At 49.0% G+C, this 19,826-nt stretch carries 21 protein-coding genes and 1 other annotated feature; all 21 genes read right to left on the bottom strand.

Translation table 11 applies throughout. The features are described from left to right. Window positions 1-170: 170 nt before the first annotated feature. Window positions 171-767: a class I SAM-dependent methyltransferase gene (locus tag M1D61_RS03400; protein ID WP_458121200.1), complete on the bottom strand. Its 597-nt coding sequence runs from the start codon at window positions 765-767 to the stop codon at window positions 171-173. A gap of 105 nt (window positions 768-872) precedes the next feature. Further along, window positions 873-1,235, bottom strand: a complete 363-nt coding sequence (gene rplL / locus M1D61_RS03395) for a 50S ribosomal protein L7/L12 (protein ID WP_046213354.1) — start codon at window positions 1,233-1,235, stop codon at window positions 873-875. A gap of 94 nt (window positions 1,236-1,329) precedes the next feature. Then, window positions 1,330-1,833, bottom strand: a complete 504-nt coding sequence (gene rplJ / locus M1D61_RS03390) for a 50S ribosomal protein L10 (RefSeq protein ID WP_017815352.1) — start codon at window positions 1,831-1,833, stop codon at window positions 1,330-1,332. Window positions 1,834-1,901: 68 nt separating this feature from the next. Further along, window positions 1,902-2,065, bottom strand: a sequence feature (ribosomal protein L10 leader region). Between the two features lie 76 nt (window positions 2,066-2,141). Next, window positions 2,142-2,834, bottom strand: a complete 693-nt coding sequence (rplA, locus tag M1D61_RS03385) for a 50S ribosomal protein L1 (protein ID WP_046213356.1) — start codon at window positions 2,832-2,834, stop codon at window positions 2,142-2,144. A gap of 108 nt (window positions 2,835-2,942) precedes the next feature. Then, the gene (gene rplK, locus M1D61_RS03380) at window positions 2,943-3,368 is read right to left on the bottom strand and encodes a 50S ribosomal protein L11 (protein ID WP_026136396.1); all 426 of its coding nucleotides are present in this window, start codon (window positions 3,366-3,368) and stop codon (window positions 2,943-2,945) included. A 170-nt stretch (window positions 3,369-3,538) separates the two neighbouring features. Continuing rightward, on the bottom strand, window positions 3,539-4,072 hold the full coding sequence (gene nusG, locus M1D61_RS03375; RefSeq protein WP_017815349.1) for a transcription termination/antitermination protein NusG: 534 nt from the start codon (window positions 4,070-4,072) through the stop codon (window positions 3,539-3,541). Between the two features lie 22 nt (window positions 4,073-4,094). Then, on the bottom strand, window positions 4,095-4,286 hold the full coding sequence (secE, locus tag M1D61_RS03370; RefSeq protein WP_046213630.1) for a preprotein translocase subunit SecE: 192 nt from the start codon (window positions 4,284-4,286) through the stop codon (window positions 4,095-4,097). 372 nt (window positions 4,287-4,658) lie between these two features. Continuing rightward, window positions 4,659-5,303: an RNA polymerase sporulation sigma factor SigH gene (sigH, locus tag M1D61_RS03365; RefSeq protein ID WP_046213357.1), complete on the bottom strand. Its 645-nt coding sequence runs from the start codon at window positions 5,301-5,303 to the stop codon at window positions 4,659-4,661. 186 nt (window positions 5,304-5,489) lie between these two features. Further along, entirely contained in the window at window positions 5,490-6,014 is a 525-nt protein-coding gene (locus M1D61_RS03360; RefSeq protein WP_458121199.1) for an NYN domain-containing protein, read from the bottom strand. 5 nt (window positions 6,015-6,019) lie between these two features. Further along, window positions 6,020-6,766 carry a 23S rRNA (guanosine(2251)-2'-O)-methyltransferase RlmB gene (rlmB, locus tag M1D61_RS03355; RefSeq protein ID WP_458121198.1) on the bottom strand — a complete coding sequence of 249 codons (747 nt, stop codon included), beginning with the start codon at window positions 6,764-6,766 and terminating at the stop codon, window positions 6,020-6,022. Between the two features lie 107 nt (window positions 6,767-6,873). Then, entirely contained in the window at window positions 6,874-7,311 is a 438-nt protein-coding gene (locus tag M1D61_RS03350; RefSeq protein ID WP_046213360.1) for a Mini-ribonuclease 3, read from the bottom strand. A gap of 16 nt (window positions 7,312-7,327) precedes the next feature. Next, window positions 7,328-8,725, bottom strand: coding sequence for a cysteine--tRNA ligase (gene cysS / locus M1D61_RS03345; protein WP_458121197.1), 1,398 nt, complete (start codon window positions 8,723-8,725; stop codon window positions 7,328-7,330). Window positions 8,726-8,764: 39 nt separating this feature from the next. Beyond that, a complete protein-coding gene (gene cysE, locus M1D61_RS03340) occupies window positions 8,765-9,424 on the bottom strand; it encodes a serine O-acetyltransferase (RefSeq protein WP_458121196.1) in 660 nt (219 codons plus the stop codon). 486 nt (window positions 9,425-9,910) lie between these two features. Next, entirely contained in the window at window positions 9,911-11,374 is a 1,464-nt protein-coding gene (gene gltX / locus M1D61_RS03335) for a glutamate--tRNA ligase (protein WP_458121195.1), read from the bottom strand. A gap of 24 nt (window positions 11,375-11,398) precedes the next feature. Next, entirely contained in the window at window positions 11,399-11,875 is a 477-nt protein-coding gene (gene ispF, locus M1D61_RS03330) for a 2-C-methyl-D-erythritol 2,4-cyclodiphosphate synthase (RefSeq protein ID WP_458121194.1), read from the bottom strand. Beyond that, window positions 11,872-12,570: a 2-C-methyl-D-erythritol 4-phosphate cytidylyltransferase gene (ispD, locus tag M1D61_RS03325; protein ID WP_458121193.1), complete on the bottom strand. Its 699-nt coding sequence runs from the start codon at window positions 12,568-12,570 to the stop codon at window positions 11,872-11,874. The genes ispF and ispD overlap by 4 nt, the downstream gene beginning before the upstream one ends. Before the next feature lie 163 nt (window positions 12,571-12,733). Continuing rightward, window positions 12,734-13,783, bottom strand: coding sequence for a PIN domain-containing protein (locus tag M1D61_RS03320; RefSeq protein WP_458121192.1), 1,050 nt, complete (start codon window positions 13,781-13,783; stop codon window positions 12,734-12,736). A 115-nt stretch (window positions 13,784-13,898) separates the two neighbouring features. Next, window positions 13,899-14,624 (bottom strand): CDP-diacylglycerol--serine O-phosphatidyltransferase, encoded by a 726-nt coding sequence (pssA, locus tag M1D61_RS03315; protein WP_458121191.1) that lies wholly within the window; start codon window positions 14,622-14,624, stop codon window positions 13,899-13,901. Window positions 14,625-14,679: 55 nt separating this feature from the next. Continuing rightward, window positions 14,680-15,756: a DNA integrity scanning diadenylate cyclase DisA gene (disA, locus tag M1D61_RS03310; RefSeq protein ID WP_458121190.1), complete on the bottom strand. Its 1,077-nt coding sequence runs from the start codon at window positions 15,754-15,756 to the stop codon at window positions 14,680-14,682. Between the two features lie 12 nt (window positions 15,757-15,768). After that, window positions 15,769-17,139 (bottom strand): DNA repair protein RadA, encoded by a 1,371-nt coding sequence (gene radA / locus M1D61_RS03305; protein WP_458121189.1) that lies wholly within the window; start codon window positions 17,137-17,139, stop codon window positions 15,769-15,771. A 210-nt stretch (window positions 17,140-17,349) separates the two neighbouring features. Next, window positions 17,350-19,821, bottom strand: a complete 2,472-nt coding sequence (gene clpC / locus M1D61_RS03300; RefSeq protein WP_458121188.1) for an ATP-dependent protease ATP-binding subunit ClpC — start codon at window positions 19,819-19,821, stop codon at window positions 17,350-17,352. Between the last annotated feature and the right edge of the window lie 5 nt (window positions 19,822-19,826).

The following is a 19,826-nucleotide window of genomic DNA, read 5'->3' as shown; positions in this document are numbered from 1 at the left end:
ACATAATTTTCGTAATTCACAGAAAACTAAAGCCAAAAAGGGCATCTTAATACTGACATTTTGTAATAATAACACGTTAGCCTATTTAAGTCAACAGGCGTCTTTACTGATTTCATCTATTTTGTTTTACGTCAAGGTCTGTTCATCCTCGCCGATGAGTAGGCCTTTTTTTATTTAATCGCCTGGAAGATACGATATCCTTTATCCTTGGTAACCTCTTCCACGCTGGCAAACAGTTCTTCCAATCTGGCTTTGGCTGAAGGTGCACCCTGCTTCTTTTGAATAACGACCCAGAGCGAGCCTCCTTTTTTCAAATGAGCTGCTGCCTGTTCGAAGATCGCATGTACCGTGGCTTTACCTGCTCGGATCGGCGGGTTTGTCAATATGACGTCAAACACCTGCCCCTGCACCGCTGCAAACAAATCACTTTCCAGGATCGTGACATTCTCAATCTGGTTAAGTCTGGCATTCTCTCTGGCAAGCTGTACTGCTCGTGCATTCACATCAACCATGGTCACATGGCCTTTTGCAGCAAGGTACGCTGCCGATAAACCGATCGGTCCATAGCCACAGCCTACATCCAACACGTTGGAATTTTCATTCAGTGTCAGAGCATCAATAAGTACTCTGCTGCCATAGTCTACTCCCATTTTGGAAAAGACACCGGCATCGCTTATAAATTTGAAAGTTTTGCCACGCAATTCTGCCTCAATCGTTCGGCGTTCGTGCGCTGCGCCAGGCCGGCTGGAATAATAATGATCTCCCATATCATTCCTTCACCCTTTCTTCATATCACCTGTTTTACTGTTTTTTTTATAAAACAAACCCCTTGAACGGATTCAAGGGGTTTGTAAGAAAGAAGAGAAAATCTCTTATTTCAATTCTACAGATGCGCCTGCTTCTTCCAGTTTTGCTTTGATGGATTCAGCTTCTTCTTTAGCAACGCCTTCTTTGATTGCTTTAGGAGCGTTGTCTACTACTTCTTTAGCTTCTTTCAGACCCAGACCAGTTACTTCACGAACAGCTTTGATTACGTTGATTTTGGAAGCACCAGCGGATGTCAGTACTACGTCAAATTCAGTTTGCTCAGCTTCTGCAGCTGCGCCGCCTGCTGCTGCTGCTGCTACTGGAGCTGCTGCAGTTACGCCGAATTCTTCTTCGATTGCTTTTACCAGATCGTTCAGTTCCAGTACAGTCATGCCTTTGATGGCTTCAAGGATTTGCTCTTGACTCATTTATAAACCCTCCATAATTGGTTGTATTTTGGTTTTGGCTGATCACAGCCATTTTTTTTACGCCGCATGGGCGTGAGCAGAATGGGCTAGTCGCTTACGCGCTTTGCTCTTCTTTCTCGGATACTGCTTTAACTGCCAGTGCAAAGTTGCGAACTGGAGCTTGAAGTACGCTAAGCAGCATGGACAAGAGACCTTCGCGGGATGGCAGAGCTGCCAGCGCTTTGATTTCTTCTGCGCTTACTACGCGTCCTTCAACAACGCCGCCTTTCAATTCCAGAGCGTCATTCGTTTTAGCGAAATCGTTCAGAATTTTAGCCGGTGCTACTGCATCGTCTTTACTGAAAGCAATAGCGGTAGGACCGCTAAGTACTTCGTTCAGTTCAGTCAGGTCAGCAGACTCAGTGGCACGACGAACCAGTGTATTTTTCAATACTTGGAACTCGATACCAGCTTCACGCAGTTGCTTGCGCAGTTCTGTAACTTGAGCTACATTCAGACCACGATAGTCGGCAACAACTGTAGTTACGCTCTCGCGCAGTTTCGCTGCTACTACTTCTACCGCTTCCTGTTTTGCCTGGATTACTTTTGCGTTTGCCAAATTGGACACCTCCTGATCGTATTCTTGCTTTTCTCCGTCCTCTCGGGATTCGGGAGAAAAGAGTTCCTACGGGCATTAAAAAAGCCCCCGCAGAATGACGAAGGCTTGACGGAGCGGATTCACCAGGCGCAGCAAGCTGCGCACTGAGTATCCGATATTCTATCATAACACCTCGGTAGGAAATTAAGCCGGTAAAGGCACCTACTGTCTACGGTTAAACATATTCAAGTATAATTGCAAGTACAAAGTTCAAACGTAATTACAACTTTCACAGATTATCAAATCTAAAGGCTGTTGTCAACCCTTAATTATCTGTAAGTTGCTGCGTTTACGCGTGCGCTTGGTCCCATTGTGGAAGATACCGCAATGTTTTTCAGGTAGATACCTTTTGCTGCAGCTGGTTTAGCACGGTTAAGAGCTTCAACCAGAGCTTGCAGGTTCTCGTTCAATTGCTCTTCAGAGAAAGATACTTTACCGATAGGCGCGTGAATTTGTCCTGCTTTGTCCAGACGGTATTCGATTTTACCAGCTTTGATTTCTTGAACAGCTTTGGTAACGTCGAAAGTAACTGTACCTGCTTTAGGGTTAGGCATCAGACCTTTACCACCGAGCAGACGACCCAGTTTACCAACTTCGCTCATCATGTCAGGCGTAGCTACGCAGACATCAAATTCGAACCATCCTTGTTGGATTTTGTTGATCATGTCCTGATCGCCAACGAAGTCAGCACCAGCAGCTTCCGCTTCTTTTGCTTTTTCGCCTTTTGCGAATACGAGAACACGTTGAGTTTTACCAGTACCGTGTGGCAGTACTACGACACCACGAACAGCCTGATCTTGTTTACGAGGGTCTACACCCAGACGTACTGCTGCTTCAACAGTTTCGTCGAATTTTGCAGTAGCTGCTTTTTTAACCAAAGCAACCGCTTCAGCCGGCTCGTAAGTTGCTTCGCTGTCAATCAGCTTAACAGCTTCCAAATATTTTTTACCATGTTTAGCCATTTGTTATTCCTCCTTTGTGGTATTAACGGATATTCCTCCCACATATACAGAATCTTGAGATTCTGCATAGACTGGTTCCTGGCGGATACCAGTAAAAACTAATAAAAATTAGTCTTCGATTGTGATACCCATGCTACGTGCTGTACCTTCAACCATCAGCATTGCTGCTTCGATAGAAGCTGCGTTCAGGTCAGGCATTTTTTGTTCTGCAATTTCACGAACTGCGGAACGTTTAACAACTGCGACTTTCTTCTTGTTCGGTTCGCCAGATCCTTTTTCGATCTTAGCAGCAACTTTCAGAAGAACTGCAGCCGGTGGAGTTTTGGTGATGAAAGTGAAAGAACGATCTTCAAACACTGTGATCTCAACCGGAATGATCAAACCTGCTTGATCTGCTGTGCGAGCGTTGAACTCTTTACAGAATGCCATGATGTTGACACCTGCTTGACCCAATGCCGGACCTACTGGAGGAGCCGGATTCGCTTTACCAGCTGGGATTTGCAGTTTTACCATTTTGATTACCTTTTTAGCCATGTAAAACACCTCCTTGCGAATAGTGGTAGACGGACATCGCTGCCCTCCCACGTAAAACGACGCATATGACTCAAAACATCTGTCTTCAGCATATGCGGTGAAACCGGAAGCACCGGTTAGAATCTGAAATGATTGCTCACTTCAAATCCCCGTGTCATCCTAGAAACCTGCTATATCTTTTCCACTTGAGTATAATCGAGCTCAAGCGGGGTTTCCCGTCCGAACATGTTAACATGTACTCTGAGCTTGCTCTTGTCTACCAAGATTTCTTCCACGGAGCCCACAAAATTCGCAAACGGTCCAACTTTGATGCGTACGGATTCTTTGACCTCGAAGTCGATATGCTCCTTCGGTTCTTCCATACCCATGTGTTTGAGAATCTGTTCAACTTCTTCGGGCAGCAGCGCAGTCGGCTTCGAGCCTGAACCTGTTGAACCGACAAAGCCGGTTACGCCAGGCGTATTGCGAACTACATACCACGAATCATCGGTCTGGATCATTTCAACAAGAACGTATCCCGGGTAAACTTTACGCATGACGGTCTTTTTCTTTCCGTCTTTGTTTACCAGTTCTTCTTCCATAGGAACAAGAACGCGGAAGATCTTGTCTTCCATGCCCATCGACTCAACGCGTTTTTCCAAATTGGCCTTGACCTTGTTTTCATACCCTGAATAAGTATGAACTACGTACCATCTTTTTTCCATATCAAGCCACCTGGAACCCTTCTTAAATTATCGCTTCGATCACAGCGGAAATGCCGATGTCTAGAACCCAAAAATAAACGGCGACAAACAATATCGTACCGATAACGATAAGAGTATAGTTGGTCAGCTCTTTACGATTAGGCCAGCGAACCTTTTTAAGTTCAGCCCAGCTTTCGGAGAAAAAGGAAAACATAGACTTAAAGCTTCGTGCCACGACTACACCTCCAAAAGACGATCTGGTTAAACGAAGAAAAGGCTTCAGACCAAGAGCCTGTTCCATTCTTCATCCCCATGCGGTCAGGGTGGTTACACTTGCTCATATAGCTGCCTTGATCGCCATAAAGATTGACACACCTAAGAACAGGCGATTTTAGGCCTACCTAAAACACTTTATCATAGGCCCCTGACCGTGTCAACGAATATTCATGATGTTTTGCAAAAAAATAACAATTCTTTTCGGCAGCTTTTCCGAACATGATCGAATGCTTTGCTGATCGTTGTTTCTTGCCGCATTATAGGGTGAACGACAGACTGCACAAAATAAAAAAGACTCTATGCGCAGAGTCTTCACTTGGTTGCCAGGAGCCTAGTTATCACGTACTTCGAGGTAACGCTCAAGCTTGCGTTTGACACGCTGAAGTGCATTATCGATAGATTTGACATGTCTGCAGAGATCGACAGCAATCTCCTGATAGGAACGTCCATCGAGATAAAGCATCAGAACTTTGCGTTCCAGCTCACTCAGAATCTCGGACATTTTGTCCTCGAGACCAGTGAACTCCTCTTTGTTGATAACCAGTTCTTCCGGATCGGATACCTGTGAGCCACAAATGACATCAAGCAGTGTACGGTCGGAATCTTCGTCATAGATCGGTTTGTCCAGCGATACATACGAGTTCAGCGGAATATGCTTTTGCCGTGTAGCCGTCTTGATCGCCGTAATGATCTGACGGGTAATGCACAGCTCGGCAAACACTTTGAACGAAGACATCTTGTCATTCTTGAAGTCGCGAATCGACTTATACAGGCCGATCATGCCTTCCTGCACAATATCCTCTCGATCCGCACCAATAAGAAAATAAGACCGGGCTTTTGCACGCACAAAATTTTTGTACTTGGTAATCAAGTACTCCAAGGCTTCGGAATCGCCTTGCCGGACGGCTTCTACAAGATCTTCATCGCTCTGGTAATCGTATGGTGACACCATGATATCTTTGAGGTCGACACTCACAAACAATCCCTCCGGTTGCAACGCAAGGTCTCCGTTACCCTATAAAATATAGCCCAAGTATATATTATGTAACCTCACATAGTCAACCGTATTTGTTGCCTGTAACGCTGTAGCAGCAGCATTTTTCATCTTTTTTTGATAAAAGAGAACGCAGGTTCGCAAGTAAGCTGTCATTGCGGTGACAACTCACTCTCCCCTGCGCCATTTTTCAAATAGATGCCGCTGCTGCGGACTAAGTTTTCCATCCAGTGTATTGCGTGAACTCTGCTCCCGCTGCTCCCGGATTCGCTGGGCAATTTCTCTTTCGCTGATCTGTACTTCAATCAGCAGCTCTCTTGCAGATATTCGCAGCGCTCCCTGCCCAAATACGACATGCTGCTCTGCCAGATCACTGGTAGCTACGTAGATTTGCCTGCGGCGGTGGGACAACTCGCCGACAAAACGTTCTATCGCTTCATCGGCGGTTTCCTTTTCCTTGGTAAAGTACATCTCAACTTTACCCTGCTCATACGACTTGCCCAATCCCGGAACGCGGTAGGCATCAAAAACCGCAATCACTCTTCTTCCCGAGTAGGCCTGATAATTAGCCAGACGTTCCAGCAGCCGGTTGCGTGCTTCGTTCAGCCCGATCTCCGACAATTCCACAAGTTCAGGCCAGGAACCGATCATATTATAACCATCGACCAGAAGAACATCCCGCAGATCGGCCATACGGTCTAACCGAGCGACTGCCGGCGGCGCAGTACTTCGTACATGACCACTCCTGCAGCTACTGAAGCATTAAGCGAGTTGATCTGCCCCTTCATCGGCAGCTGGACAAGTACATCGCACTTCTCCCGGATCAATCGGCCCATGCCTTTGCCTTCGTTACCGATCACAATTGCTACCGGTCCATTGAAGATATCCGCCTCGTACAGACTGCTGTCGGTATCCACATCGGTTCCGGCTACCCATACTCCTTGTTCCTTAAGACGGTCGATCGTCTGGCCGATATTGGTTACACGGGCTACAGGCACATACTCCACAGCACCGGCAGATGTTTTGGATACCGTTGCTGTGATACCTGCTGAACGCCGTTTGGGAATAATTACGCCGTGAACACCGGTACAATCCGCTGTACGCAGTATCGAGCCGAGATTATGCGGATCTTCGATCTCGTCCAGCAGCAGGATGAATGGAGGTTCTCCCTTGGCGGCTGCCGCTGCCAGGATATCCTCTACCTCTGCATATTCGTAAGGAGCAGCCTGGGCGATAACGCCCTGATGCTGTACACCCGGTACGAAAGTATCCAGCTTGCGCTTGTCGACGTACTGGACTACGATTCCGCGCTGCTTGGCTTCTGCGAGAATCGGCTGTACGAGATTTTTCTGGGAGCCTTCGGCGATCCAGATTTTATTAATGCTTCTGCCGGCCCGAAGTGCTTCGGTAACCGAGTGCTTGCCGGCGATGTATTCTTCTTCCATTGTGTTTCCTCCTGTAGAACGCATTATGCCTACATGTCCATTACCCCTTTTGGAGGGAATTGCTTCTGTATCATAGGGTTCCTGTCTGAATAGATGAATGCAGCAGTTTAAGTCTTCTGCTCCAGATGTTGAATGCCGCGGGTAATCAGTTCTTCAATTCGTGCTTGTTCGCCTTTGTAATACAGGTAGCCGAGCAAGCATTCCCAGGCAGTGGCATACCGGTAATCGATAACACTGGCGTTTTTGGGTACGCTGCCGGATTTGGCATTGCGTCCATGGCGTACGACATTGGCCTCTTCTTCGGTGAGTTCGGGTTCCAGATGCTGCAGCATTCGCGCCTGTGCACCCGCCGAGACGAATCCGGTGGACATACGATGCAAATGATTTGGACGCAGATTTTTGCCGGAAATCAGATACTGCCGGACAGCCACTTCATGGATTGCATCTCCCATATACGCAAGTGCCAGCGGTGGCAGCTGCTCCGCCGGCTTGGACGGAGCGAACGGAAACCATCCGTGTTGATAATCATTTTCTGGAGGATTCATAGATATTGCCTCCTGTTCATTTACGACGCCATCTCATGCCCTGCGGCGTGTCTTCCAGAACAATGCCCTGTGCAGACAGCAGATCGCGGATCTCATCGGCTCTTGCCCAGTTTTTGCTGCTGCGTGCTTCGATGCGTTCGGCAATCAGCTGTTCCACTTCTTCATCGAGAAGCTGTTCTTCTTCCCAGTACAGACGCAGCACTTCATTCATTTCGTCAAATGCCTGAAGCAAGGCTTCCAGAGAAGCTTTTTGTACGACTTCACGCTGCAGCAGCAGGTTTGCTTCGTTGACCCATTCAAAGATTGCCGTAATCGCATCCGGTGTATTGAAGTCATCCTGCATTTTCTCATGGAACAGACCGCGGATTTTCTCTATGCGGCTGATCAGTTCAGCATCTGCCGGAGAAGAAGTATCGGATGCGGACAGACGATGCTTCACATTGCTGACTGCGTTAGCGATACGCTCAATGCTGTTCTCGGCCTGTGTCATCGTATCGTCCGTGTAGTTGAGCGGATTACGATAATGGGTGGACAGCATCAGATAGCGGATCGCAGCGGGCTTGTGGTCTCTGCGCAGGTCTTTGACAAGAATACCATTGCCCAGTGACTTGGACATTTTCTCGTCGTCAATCCGGATAAAGCCGTTATGCATCCAATAGTTGGACAAAGGCTTGCCGGTAACGGATTCCGACTGGGCGCATTCGCACTCATGATGGGGGAACTGAAGATCCTGTCCGCCACCGTGAATATCAAGCGTATCTCCCAGATAGTGGCGCGCCATCGCGGAGCACTCGATATGCCAGCCCGGACGCCCCTGGCCCCAAGGACTTTCCCAGAAGATCTCGCCCGGTTTGGCCGCTTTCCACAGTACAAAGTCTTCCGGATTTTCTTTGCGCTTGTCGACTTCGATCCGGATACCAAATTGCAGTTCATCCAGCTTCTGATGAGACAGTTTGCCGTAGGAAGCGAATTTGCGGGTACGGAAGTATACATCGCCTTCTTTTGGATAGGCATAGCCGAGTTCGACTAGCTTATCGATAAACTGGATAATAATATCCATGTTCTCCGTTACACGCGGATGAATGGTGGCACGGCGGATACCGAGACCTTCCAGATCTTCAAAATAAGCTGCAATAAAGCGTTCTGCCACTTCGGTCACGGTTGTATTCAGTTCTTCTGCCTTGCGGATCAGCTTGTCATCCACATCGGTGAAGTTGACCACATAATCCACTTTGTACTGCTGGTTCTCCAGGTAGCTGCGCACTACATCAAAGAAGATCATCGGACGGGCATTACCGATATGGATGTAGTCGTATACGGTCGGTCCGCACACGTACATTTTGACCTCACCGGGTGTAAGGCTGACGAACTGTTCTTTCATGCGAGTCATTGTGTTATAAATTTGCAATGGCATACTCTCATCCCTTCTCTGTGTCCATGTATATTGCAATGATTACGAAGAATGTCTACTGCTATTCGGCTTGATTCCATTTTCCGGTTCCAGCTGCTTTTTGAGCTGCTCGATCTCCATCTGCAGCTCAGCCAGTCTGACGGCGACCGGATCGGGCATCTGGTGACTAAGCCGGTCGGCTTTTTTGCCGTCCTGGATCACGATTTTGCCGGGGATCCCGACGACCGTGCTGTTGGGCGGCACTTCCCGCAGAACCACCGAGTTGGAGCCAATATTGGAATTGGAGCCGACGGTAAAGGAACCGAGCACCTTGGCGCCGGAGCCGATCACCACGTTATTGCCGATCGTCGGGTGACGCTTGCCCTTCTCCTTCCCTGTACCACCGAGTGTGACGCCCTGATAAATAAGCACGTCGTCTCCAATCTCACAGGTCTCTCCAATCACGACTCCCATGCCATGATCGATAAACAGACGACTGCCGATGGTTGCACCCGGGTGAATCTCAATCCCCGTCATAAAGCGGCTTCCCTGAGAAATGATACGAGCGACAGTGAACCATCTTTTACAGTAAAACCAGTGGGCCAAACGGTGGGCCCAAATCGCATGCAATCCCGAATAGGTGAATATGACCTCAAACCAGCTGCGCGCTGCCGGATCATTATCGAACACAGCGCGAATATCGGACCTCATATTTTTCAGCATGAATTCTTCCCCTCTTTGCTTGCGCCTCATTAAAAAACGCCCCCACAGCCGGTTAAGGCTGCAGAGGCGTCTTCTTACGCGGTTCCACTCTGCTTGGACAGACTCTGTGCTCCCGAACCGCAAAAGGCCAGGCAGAATCGTCCAACTTGTGCAGTCTGTAACGTAAGACCAGACGGCAAAATCTACTGCTATCCCTATGCTTTCGTTCAAATTGAATGAAAGCAAGCGGAAAAGGTTCGACTTTGCAGCTCACAGGTGCATGTTCAGCCTGTTTGAAGTGGATGATTTCCAGCCACCTGTGCATGTTCTTGCTCACAGGGTCATCTTCTCTGGGACTTCATATTCAGGCTTACTTTTCCTGCTCAATGCCGTTATATCCATATGTTATACATTTTAGTTTTAAATTATCTGTTAGGTGATCATTATAACGGACTCCACCCGATTAAACAATATGAATTATTGCGGCGGCTTGATGCCATTTAGAAATTATGATCCTTTGATCTGGGATTCCAAACGCTCGATCACCCGGTCGCGGCCCAGCAGATATACGGTATGATTCAGGTCACGTCCATGCATTTCGCCTGTCAGTGCCACACGGATCGGCATAAACAGTTGCTTGCCTTTATAGCCAGTCTCTTTTTGCACTTCCTTGATCATGACAGCGGCGTGGGAAGGGCTGAATTCGCTGGAAGAACGAATTTTATTCAGCAGGGCTTCCAGAACGGTTTTGACATGCTCTTCAGCCAGAATCTGCTGTTCTTCCTGGCCGAGTTCCACGTGTGTACGGAAGAACATTTCGGACAATTCCACAATATCGGAAGCCGATACCATCTGTTCCTGGTAAAGGGCAACCAGATCATGCGCCCACTGCTGCTGTTCTTCGTTCAGCTCTGCCGGCAGGCGTCCTGCTTTTTGCAGATGCGGAATCGCCATCGCTGCGATACGGTCGGTATCGGCTTTTTTGATGTACACGTTGTTCAGATGAGCCAGCTTGTTGGTATCGAATACCGCCGGGCTCTTGGACAGACGCTTGGCATCGAAAATCTTGATCAGTTCTTCGCGGGAAAAGATTTCTTCTTCGCCTTCCGGAGACCAGCCCAGCAGCACGATAAAGTTAAACAGTGCTTCCGGCAGGTAGCCCAGCTGATCATACTGCTCGATAAACTGGATAATGGATTCGTCGCGTTTGCTGAGCTTTTTGTGATTCTCATTGACGATCAGGGTCATATGACCGAACTGCGGCGGTTCCCAGCCAAGCGCTTCATAGATCATCAGCTGACGAGGAGTATTGGATACATGATCTTCCCCGCGCAGTACATGCGAGATTTTCATCAGATAATCGTCCAGTACGACGGCAAAGTTGTACGTCGGGATGCCATCTTTCTTCACGATAACAAAGTCTCCGGTATCTTCCGTAGTAAAGGAGATTTCGCCTTTGACGATATCGTTGAACGTATACGTTTTGTTCTCCGGTACACGGAAACGCACGCTAGGTACACGACCTTCCGCTTCAAAAGCAACACACTGCTCCGGTGTCAGATCACGATGCTTGCCGGAATAGCGCGGCGTCTCGCCACGGGCGATCTGCTCTTCGCGTTCCTGCTCCAGCTCTTCCTCGGTGCAGTAGCATTTGTAGGCCAGACCGCGATCCAGCAGATCCTGCCAATATTGACGGTAGATATCCAGACGTTCAGTCTGGCGGTAAGGTCCGTATTCACCGCCGATATCAATACTTTCATCCCAGTCGATACCGAGCCATTTCAGATAGGACAGCTGGTTTTCTTCACCACCGGCCACGTTGCGTTTTACATCCGTATCCTCGATTCGGATCACAAATTTACCACCCTGACTGCGGGCAAACAGATAATTGAACAATGCGGTACGAGCGTTACCGATATGCAGATGTCCGGTTGGACTCGGCGCATAACGTACGCGAACTTCATTAGACATAATAGTATTCCTCCTTAAGCTTGATTACTCTTTGATCAGACAAACAACCGCCTGGGCTGCGATTCCTTCACCACGACCGGTGAAGCCCAGCTGTTCGGTTGTTGTTGCCTTGACATTCACCTGGTCGATCTCTGCATCCAGTGCTTTGGCGATCACTTCAACCATCTGCGGAATATAAGGTGCCATTTTGGGCTTCTGGGCAATAATCGTAGCATCCACATTGCCTAGGCGATAACCGCGTTCACGGATCATTTGCCAGATATGCAGCAGCAGCTTGAGACTGTCCGCATCCTTGAATTCCGGATCGGTATCGGGAAAATGCTTACCGATATCACCCATGGCAAGTGCGCCCAGAATCGCATCGGTAATCGTATGCAGCAGTACATCCGCATCCGAATGACCGAGCAGTCCTTTTTCATAAGGGATCGTTACGCCGCCGATAATGCACGGCCTTCCCTCCACCAGTTGGTGTACATCAAATCCCTGTCCTATACGAATCATATCTGTCCCTCTCCCTTACGTTCCAGTAAATAAGCAGCATAATCCAGATCATCCGGCGTGGTAATCTTTATATTCGTATAACTGCCTTCCACGACAGCTACTGTTACTCCGAGACGTTCCACCAGCATCGAGTCATCCGTTCCACGGAACCCCTGCTGTTCAGCCTGCTGATGAGCCTTCAGCAGCTGACTGCGGCGGAAAGTCTGCGGTGTCTGAATCGCCCACAGACTGCTGCGATCCGGCGTACCGGTAATATGCCTGTCTGCATTCACCTGCTTGATCGTGTCCTTGACCGGCACCGCCAATACGGAAGCTCCTGCCGATACAGCTGTATCATAACACTGACGGATGTGTTCCTCCGTCACAAAAGGACGCACACCATCATGTACCATCACCCACTCGGTGGACAGATACTGGAGACCGCACAGGACAGATTCCTGGCGATCATGGCCTCCTGCTGTCACATGGACCACTTTGCTCAATCCGTACTGTCTGATCCAATCCTCGCAGCGCTGAACATCCTCTGCACCTGTAACCATAACGATCTCATCCACTATGGATGAACGTTCAAAAACCTCCAACGTATGTATAATGATCGGCTTTTCTTGAAGTCTCAGGTACTGTTTGCTCTCTGTCGTGCCCATACGTGAGCCTTTGCCCGCTGCTACGACCACTACACCAGCCTTATTCGTCATAATCCCCATCCTTATCCTTCCAGTCCGCCACCTGCTGTATCAATGCCAGGCGCCTCAAATCCCATTCCTTAATAATATACCCGTCTGCACCCGCAGCACAACAGTTATTAGGTATGAGAGCGCTATACCGCCTTCTAGGACAGTGATAAGAGTACCATCCCATCTATTGACTTGGAACATGGGGCTTGACAAATACCATTTTGCCATTGGCTGTCTGCAGAGCACTGGTAACAACTACTTCGACAGTATTTCCCATATATTCACGTCCCTGCTCTACGACAATCATGGTGCCATCATCCAGATAGGCGATACCCTGCCCCTGTTCCTTACCCGCTTTGGTCACATGGACCAGCAGCAGATCACCCGCGACGAGTTGCTGCTTGAGCAGGGAAGCCAGCTGGTTCACATTAAGCACGCGAATCTGATGCAGCTCACAGATCTTTTGCAGATTGGTATCATTGGTCAGCAATACGGCCTGCCGGGCAAGAGCAAGCTGGACGAGCCGATCATCTACACCCAGACTATCCGGAAAATCGGTAGCGGTCATCTCCATCTCAACCCCGTCTATCTGACGCAAGCGATTGAGCATATCCAGTCCCCTTTTGCCACGCTGACGCCGCAGGATATCTGCAGAATCGGCAAGTTGCTGCAGCTCATACAGGACAAAATCAGGAATCAGCAGATTCCCTTCCAGAAATCCCGCCTGAATAATATGCTCGATTCTGCCGTCAATTATAATATTGGTATCCATGATTTTGGGAGGGATAATGCTGATCAGCTGCGCCTGCTGCATATTGGGCTCCGCTGCTTCAGTAGATTCAGGCGGTAATGGTCTTGTGGGTATTATATTATGCAGCAACTGCTTCACTTCAACCGCTCTCTCACTGCCTATCCGCAGTCCGATATAGCCAAACAGCAGCATCAGCAAAGCGCGAATAATCTCATAGCCCGACTCCCACCAGGAGACGAGAAATGATCCCAGCAAACCTGTTACCCAGCCGGTCAGTAGACCTGTTGTCATCAGGATGAGCTGTACGGTCGAGATTCTCTCTCGGGATGCAGGTCTGCTGCTGATCCGAATCAGCAGTCTTCGTGCCCCCCAGCACAACCCGGCAATAACGATTGCCAGTATAATCAGATTAGCTACCGTCTGTTCCGGCTGCCCTTCATTGTGAAATAAACTGCCGTCTTGTTGCATCCATTGCTCCAGCATATCTCCCTCTCCTTCTTGATCGTTTTTATGATGATTCAGACATAAAAAAAAGCATTTATCCTCCGGTAAACCAGAGAAATAAATGCTTCTTTATTCATCATATCATGCGAGCATCTTAACGAAGTGATTCTTTGGAAGAATTATCGTCGTCCCGATGATTGCGACGGCGGATCAGCCGACGGATATTTTGTTGAAATCCGTATAAAGCATACACTGCCAGCGGTACAAAAATCAGTTTGGATACCTGATCCGGGAACATAATCGCAATGATGACTGCTGCTGCCACCACAAAAGGTGCCAGCCATAGCGCTTTGCGCGGAATACCGACTTTTTTGAAATTCGGGTATTTGACCCGGCTGACCATCAGATACGACAGGATTAATGTACTGATTACCATATACGGTGTAGAGACTTCATTATGAAATAGTGATAAGGTCGCCAGCACGCCACCTGCTGCCGGAATCGGCAAACCGGTGAAATAGCCGGGCACCCCTGCTTTTACATTGAATCGTGCCAGACGCATCGCGCCGCACATTGGGAAAATTAGCGAAGCAGAGACTGCGAGCACCGGGTTTATATCATGAAAAGAAATACTGTACATGATAATAATGGGTGCTACACCGAATGATACAAGATCAGACAGCGAATCAAGCTCTTTTCCCAACTCACTCTGGGCATTCAGCGCTCTTGCCATACGGCCATCAAGACCGTCCATTAACATTGCTACAATTACCATAATCGCTGCCAGACTATAGTTCTCATTCAACGACAGTAAAATAGCCACCATTCCAAGTCCCAGGTTAAACAGCGTACACAGGTTTGGAATTGATTTTGTTATCATTTTGTCACCTCAAAGATGGATATATTAACCAATTAACTTTACGATTCTAACGCGTTTAGATTTGTCTGTCAATAAATACTTGCTCCTGGATACGCTCCAGGCCTGCACGTATCGTTCTTGCCCGCACTTCACCAATGCCATCCACTTCGTCCAGTTCTTCAATACTTGCGCCGATGACCTGATGCAATGCCTCGAAACGTTCAACCAGATTATTGATAATTACATTGGGCAAGCGTGGTATTTTGCTCAGCACACGATATCCGCGAGCATGTACCACTTCTTCGGACTGGGCAATCGCCACGGGATAACCCAGCATTTTGACAATCTGCGTGATATCCATCAGTTCATTATCGGTAATCCGCTTAAGATTATTGACAATATCATTCAGCTTGTCTTCACTGCAGTCGCGGCCATAGTCTTTGAGCAGCAAGCGGAATTCTTCTTCCGTATTGCCGACCATCTCCTCCATCTGCATGGAGATCAACCGGCCTTCGGTTCCGAGCTCGGTAATATAGCGGCTGATCTCGGTCTGGATACGCAGAACCATCTCCACCCGTTGAATCACACCGGCTACTTCGGAAATGGTGACCATCTGTTCGAATTCGGAAGCGGTCAGGTTCGTCAGTGCCTGACCCAGTACCACCTGATAACGATCCAGCGTCTGAATCGCCTGATTGGCCTTGGTCAGGATGACGCCGATCTCTTTGAGCGCATAACGCAGATTGCCTTTGTACAAAGTAATAATGTTACGGCGCTGCGAGATGGAAATGACCAGCTCTCCCGTCTGTTTGGCTACCCGCTCTGCCGTACGGTGACGAATCCCCGTCTCGATCGAGGAGATCGAAGAATCAGGAATCAGCTGCGTATTCGCATACAGGATTCGCTTCAAATCACCACTCAGAATAATTGCGCCGTCCATCTTGGCCAGCTCATACAAATAGTTGGGAGAAAATTCGCAATCGATGGAAAAACCGCCATCTACGACTTCCATTAATTGAGAAGTTGAACCGACTACGATAAGTCCGCCTGTTTTGGCACGAAGCACGTTGTCGAGTCCGTCCCGGAAAGCTGTACCCGGTGCTACCATTTTCAGCAGGCGGTTAATTTTCTCTGCTTGACTGATTTCCTTCATTCCCTGTTCCCCCTAATCCAACGCAGCCTTTAATGCTTCCGCTACCGTATTTACACCGATTAATTGAATATCTTTGGGATGCTTCCATCCCTTGAGGCTTTTCTCCGGTAAAATAACCCGTTTGAATCCCAGCTTGGCGGCTTCCTTGACCCGCTGCTCCGCTCTGGATACGGCTCGTACTTCACCGGTAAGACCAATTTCTCCAAAAATCACGTCATCCGGCTTGGTAGGCGCATCGCGGAAACTGGAAGCGAGACTGACCGCAATTGCCAAATCGACAGCCGGCTCATCCAGTTTGACACCGCCGGCCACATTCAGATAGGCGTCTTGGTTTTGCAGGAACATGCCCATTCGCTTTTCCAGTACAGCGATAATTAGCGCGAGTCGGTTATTATCCACGCCTGTACCCATCCGCCGTGGTGACGGGAAATGGGTCGCAGCAACCAGTGCCTGCAGCTCGACCAGCATCGGACGTGTCCCTTCCATACTGGCTACCACTGTCGAACCGGCTGCACCCAATGCCCGTTCCGACAGGAACAATTCCGAAGGATTGGATACTTCCGTCAACCCTTCTTCATGCATTTCAAAAATACCCATCTCGTTCGTCGAACCAAATCGGTTCTTCACCGCACGCAAAATCCGGTACGTATGATGACGCTCGCCTTCAAAATACAGTACGCAGTCCACCATATGCTCCAGCATCCGCGGACCGGCAATCGCGCCTTCCTTGGTCACATGACCTACAAGGACCGTGGCAATACCGCGTATTTTGGCTACCCGCATAAATCGTGAAGTACATTCGCGCACCTGCGACACACTGCCGGGTGCACTGGTCACTTCCGGCTGATACACCGTCTGAATGGAGTCGATGACCAGAAAATTGGGATTCAGATTATCGATCGCTTCTTCGATCAGGTCCATATTACTTTCACAAAGTACAAAAAGTTCGTCCGACAGCGCATCCAGCCGCTCGGCACGCAGCTTGGTCTGCCTTACAGATTCCTCGCCGGAAACGTACAGTACCCGCAGACCTTTCTGGGTCAGTGCATGGGACGTCTGCAGCAGCAGCGTGGATTTACCGATACCCGGATCACCACCTACGAGCACGAGCGAGCCGGGTACAACGCCGCCGCCCAGTACACGGTTCAGCTCCTGGATTCCCGTCTGAATCCGCGGCTCTTTGCCGGATTCAATCTCTGTGATGGCCTGCGGTTTTTGCTTGGTCTGGAACAGGGAGGAATTCATTCCCTGCGTCTTTACCGCAGCGCTCTCTTTTTCTTCAACCATTGTGTTCCAGGCCTGACATCCCGGACACTTGCCATACCATTTTGGAGATTCATATCCACAATCCGTACAGAAAAATTTTGTTTTTACCTTAGCCATGAACGTCCCTTTCTATATATACGTTAACCGTACCGTTAACATCTCATATCTTTTTATCGTATTGCAATGCTTTGAATTTTACATTCTATTCTATTATAACATTAAAAAGGTTGATTCCGCGGGCGATTTTGCCTTTGGAATCAACCTTTATTTATACGCTATATCGATGTGCGGCATTCCATTTTATCCAGAAATGGATACCTGCACTACTTATAAATTAGCTTCGTTGGCAGATACGCTGTCTGCCTGAGTGGCAGGATCTACCTTATTTACAGTCAATGCGCCGTCTTTCTCGTCGATCAGCAGAGTATCGCCTTTGGTGACGCTGCCGGTCAGCAGTTCTTCAGAGAGACGGTCCTCGATATGCTTCTGGATCGCCCGGCGAAGCGGACGTGCACCATAGGCAGGATCAAATCCTTCTTTGGCCAGGAATGCTTTGGCTGTTGCAGTCAGAGTAAAGTCGATCTCATACTCACGCAGACGCTTGCGCAGTTCTTCGGACATAAGTGTTACGATCTCGGCGATGTGTTTCTCTTCCAGAGAGTGGAATACGATCACATCGTCAATACGGTTCAAGAACTCCGGACGGAAGTGGCGTTTCAGTTCATCCGTCACTTTGCCCTTCATGTTGTTGTACTCTGCACCGGAATCGATCGTTGCGGTAAAGCCGAGTGTTGTATTCCGGCGGATCGCTTCAGCACCGACGTTGGACGTCAGGATGATCAGCGTATTACGGAAATCGACAACACGGCCTTTGGAATCGGTCAGACGACCATCTTCCAGTACCTGCAGCAGGATGTTAAATACTTCCGGGTGAGCTTTCTCGATCTCATCCAGCAGGACAACGGAGTATGGTTTACGGCGAACTTTCTCGGTCAGCTGGCCGCCTTCTTCATAACCCACATATCCTGGAGGCGCTCCGACCAGACGGGACGTGGAATGTTTCTCCATGTATTCGGACATATCGATCCGGATAATGGCATTTTCGTCACCGAACATGGATTCCGCCAGCGCACGGGCAAGCTCGGTTTTACCAACCCCGGTAGGACCGAGGAAAATAAAGGAACCCATTGGGCGCTTCGGATCTTTGAGGCCGGCACGGGCACGGCGGATCGCACGGCTGACAGCCACAACAGCTTCGTCCTGGCCGATTACGCGCTCATGCAGCAGACTTTCCATATTGAGCAGGCGGTCGGTCTCTTCTTCTTTGAGCTTGGTTACCGGGATACCTGTCCAGTTGGCTACGATATCCGCAATATCCTCCGGTGTTACTTCAGAATCGGTACGACCCTGTTTTTCTTTCCACTGGTTTTTGGTAGTATCCAGCTCTTCACGAATTTTCTGCTCGGTATCACGCAGAGCAGCCGCTTTTTCGAATTCCTGGCTTTGAACAGCAGCGTCTTTTTCCTTGCGGATGTCTTCCAGACGGCTCTCCAGCTGCTTCAGATTAGGCGGTACGGTGTAAGAGTTCAGCCTTACTTTGGAACCCGCTTCATCAATCAGGTCAATCGCTTTATCCGGCAGGAAGCGGTCCGTAATATAACGGTCGGACAGCTTAACTGCCTGTTCGATCGCTTCATCCGTAATTTTCACGCGGTGATGGGCTTCATAACGATCACGCAGACCCATTAGGATCTGTACAGCTTCACTTGGAGAAGGCTGATCTACCGTGATTGGTTGGAAACGACGTTCCAGTGCCGCATCTTTTTCGATATATTTACGATATTCATCCAGTGTCGTTGCACCGATACATTGCAGCTCACCACGGGCCAGAGACGGTTTGAGGATGTTGGATGCATCAATTGCACCTTCCGCTCCACCGGCACCGATCAGTGTATGCAGCTCATCGATGAACAATACGATATTGCCTGCCTGGCGAATTTCATCCATGATTTTTTTGAGGCGGTCTTCGAACTCACCGCGGTATTTGGTTCCGGCTACGACAGAACCCATATCCAGCGTCATAACACGCTTGTCACGAAGTGTCTCCGGAATCTCGTTGTTGATAATTTTCTGGGCGAGACCTTCGGCGATGGCTGTTTTACCAACCCCCGGCTCACCGATCAGTACCGGATTGTTCTTGGTACGACGGCTCAGTACCTGAATAACACGCTCAATTTCCTTACTGCGGCCGATTACCGGATCCAGGTTGCTATCCTTGGCAATAGCCGTCAGATCGCGTGCCAGGCTGTCCAGTGTTGGTGTGCTGACGTTAGCCGGTGTGCCATGGTGGCTCGATACAGCTTCGTTGCTGCCGAGCAGCTGCAGTACCTGCTGGCGTGCCTTGTTCAGGCTGATACCCAGGTTATTGAGCACTCTGGCTGCGACGCCTTCACCTTCACGGATCAGACCGAGCAGAATATGCTCTGTACCTACATAGGTATGACCAAGCTTGCGCGCTTCGTCCATGGACAGCTCGATCACTTTTTTGGCGCGGGGCGTATAAGCAATATTAGTAGGCTGTTCCTGCCCTCTGCCAATCAAGGATTCCACTTCATCCTGAATTTTCTCAAGCCCAAGACCCAGACCGATCAGCGCTTTGGCGGCGATGCCTTCACCTTCACGAATCAATCCAAGCAAAATATGCTCTGTGCCGATGTTATTGTGACCGAGACGAACTGCTTCTTCCTGAGCCAAAGCCAGAACTTTTTGAGCTCGCTCCGTAAATCTACCAAACATCATATTCA

It is taken from the genome of Paenibacillus sp. Z6-24 (genome assembly GCF_054161335.1).
This window is presented reverse-complemented; position numbering and strand designations above follow the sequence as displayed.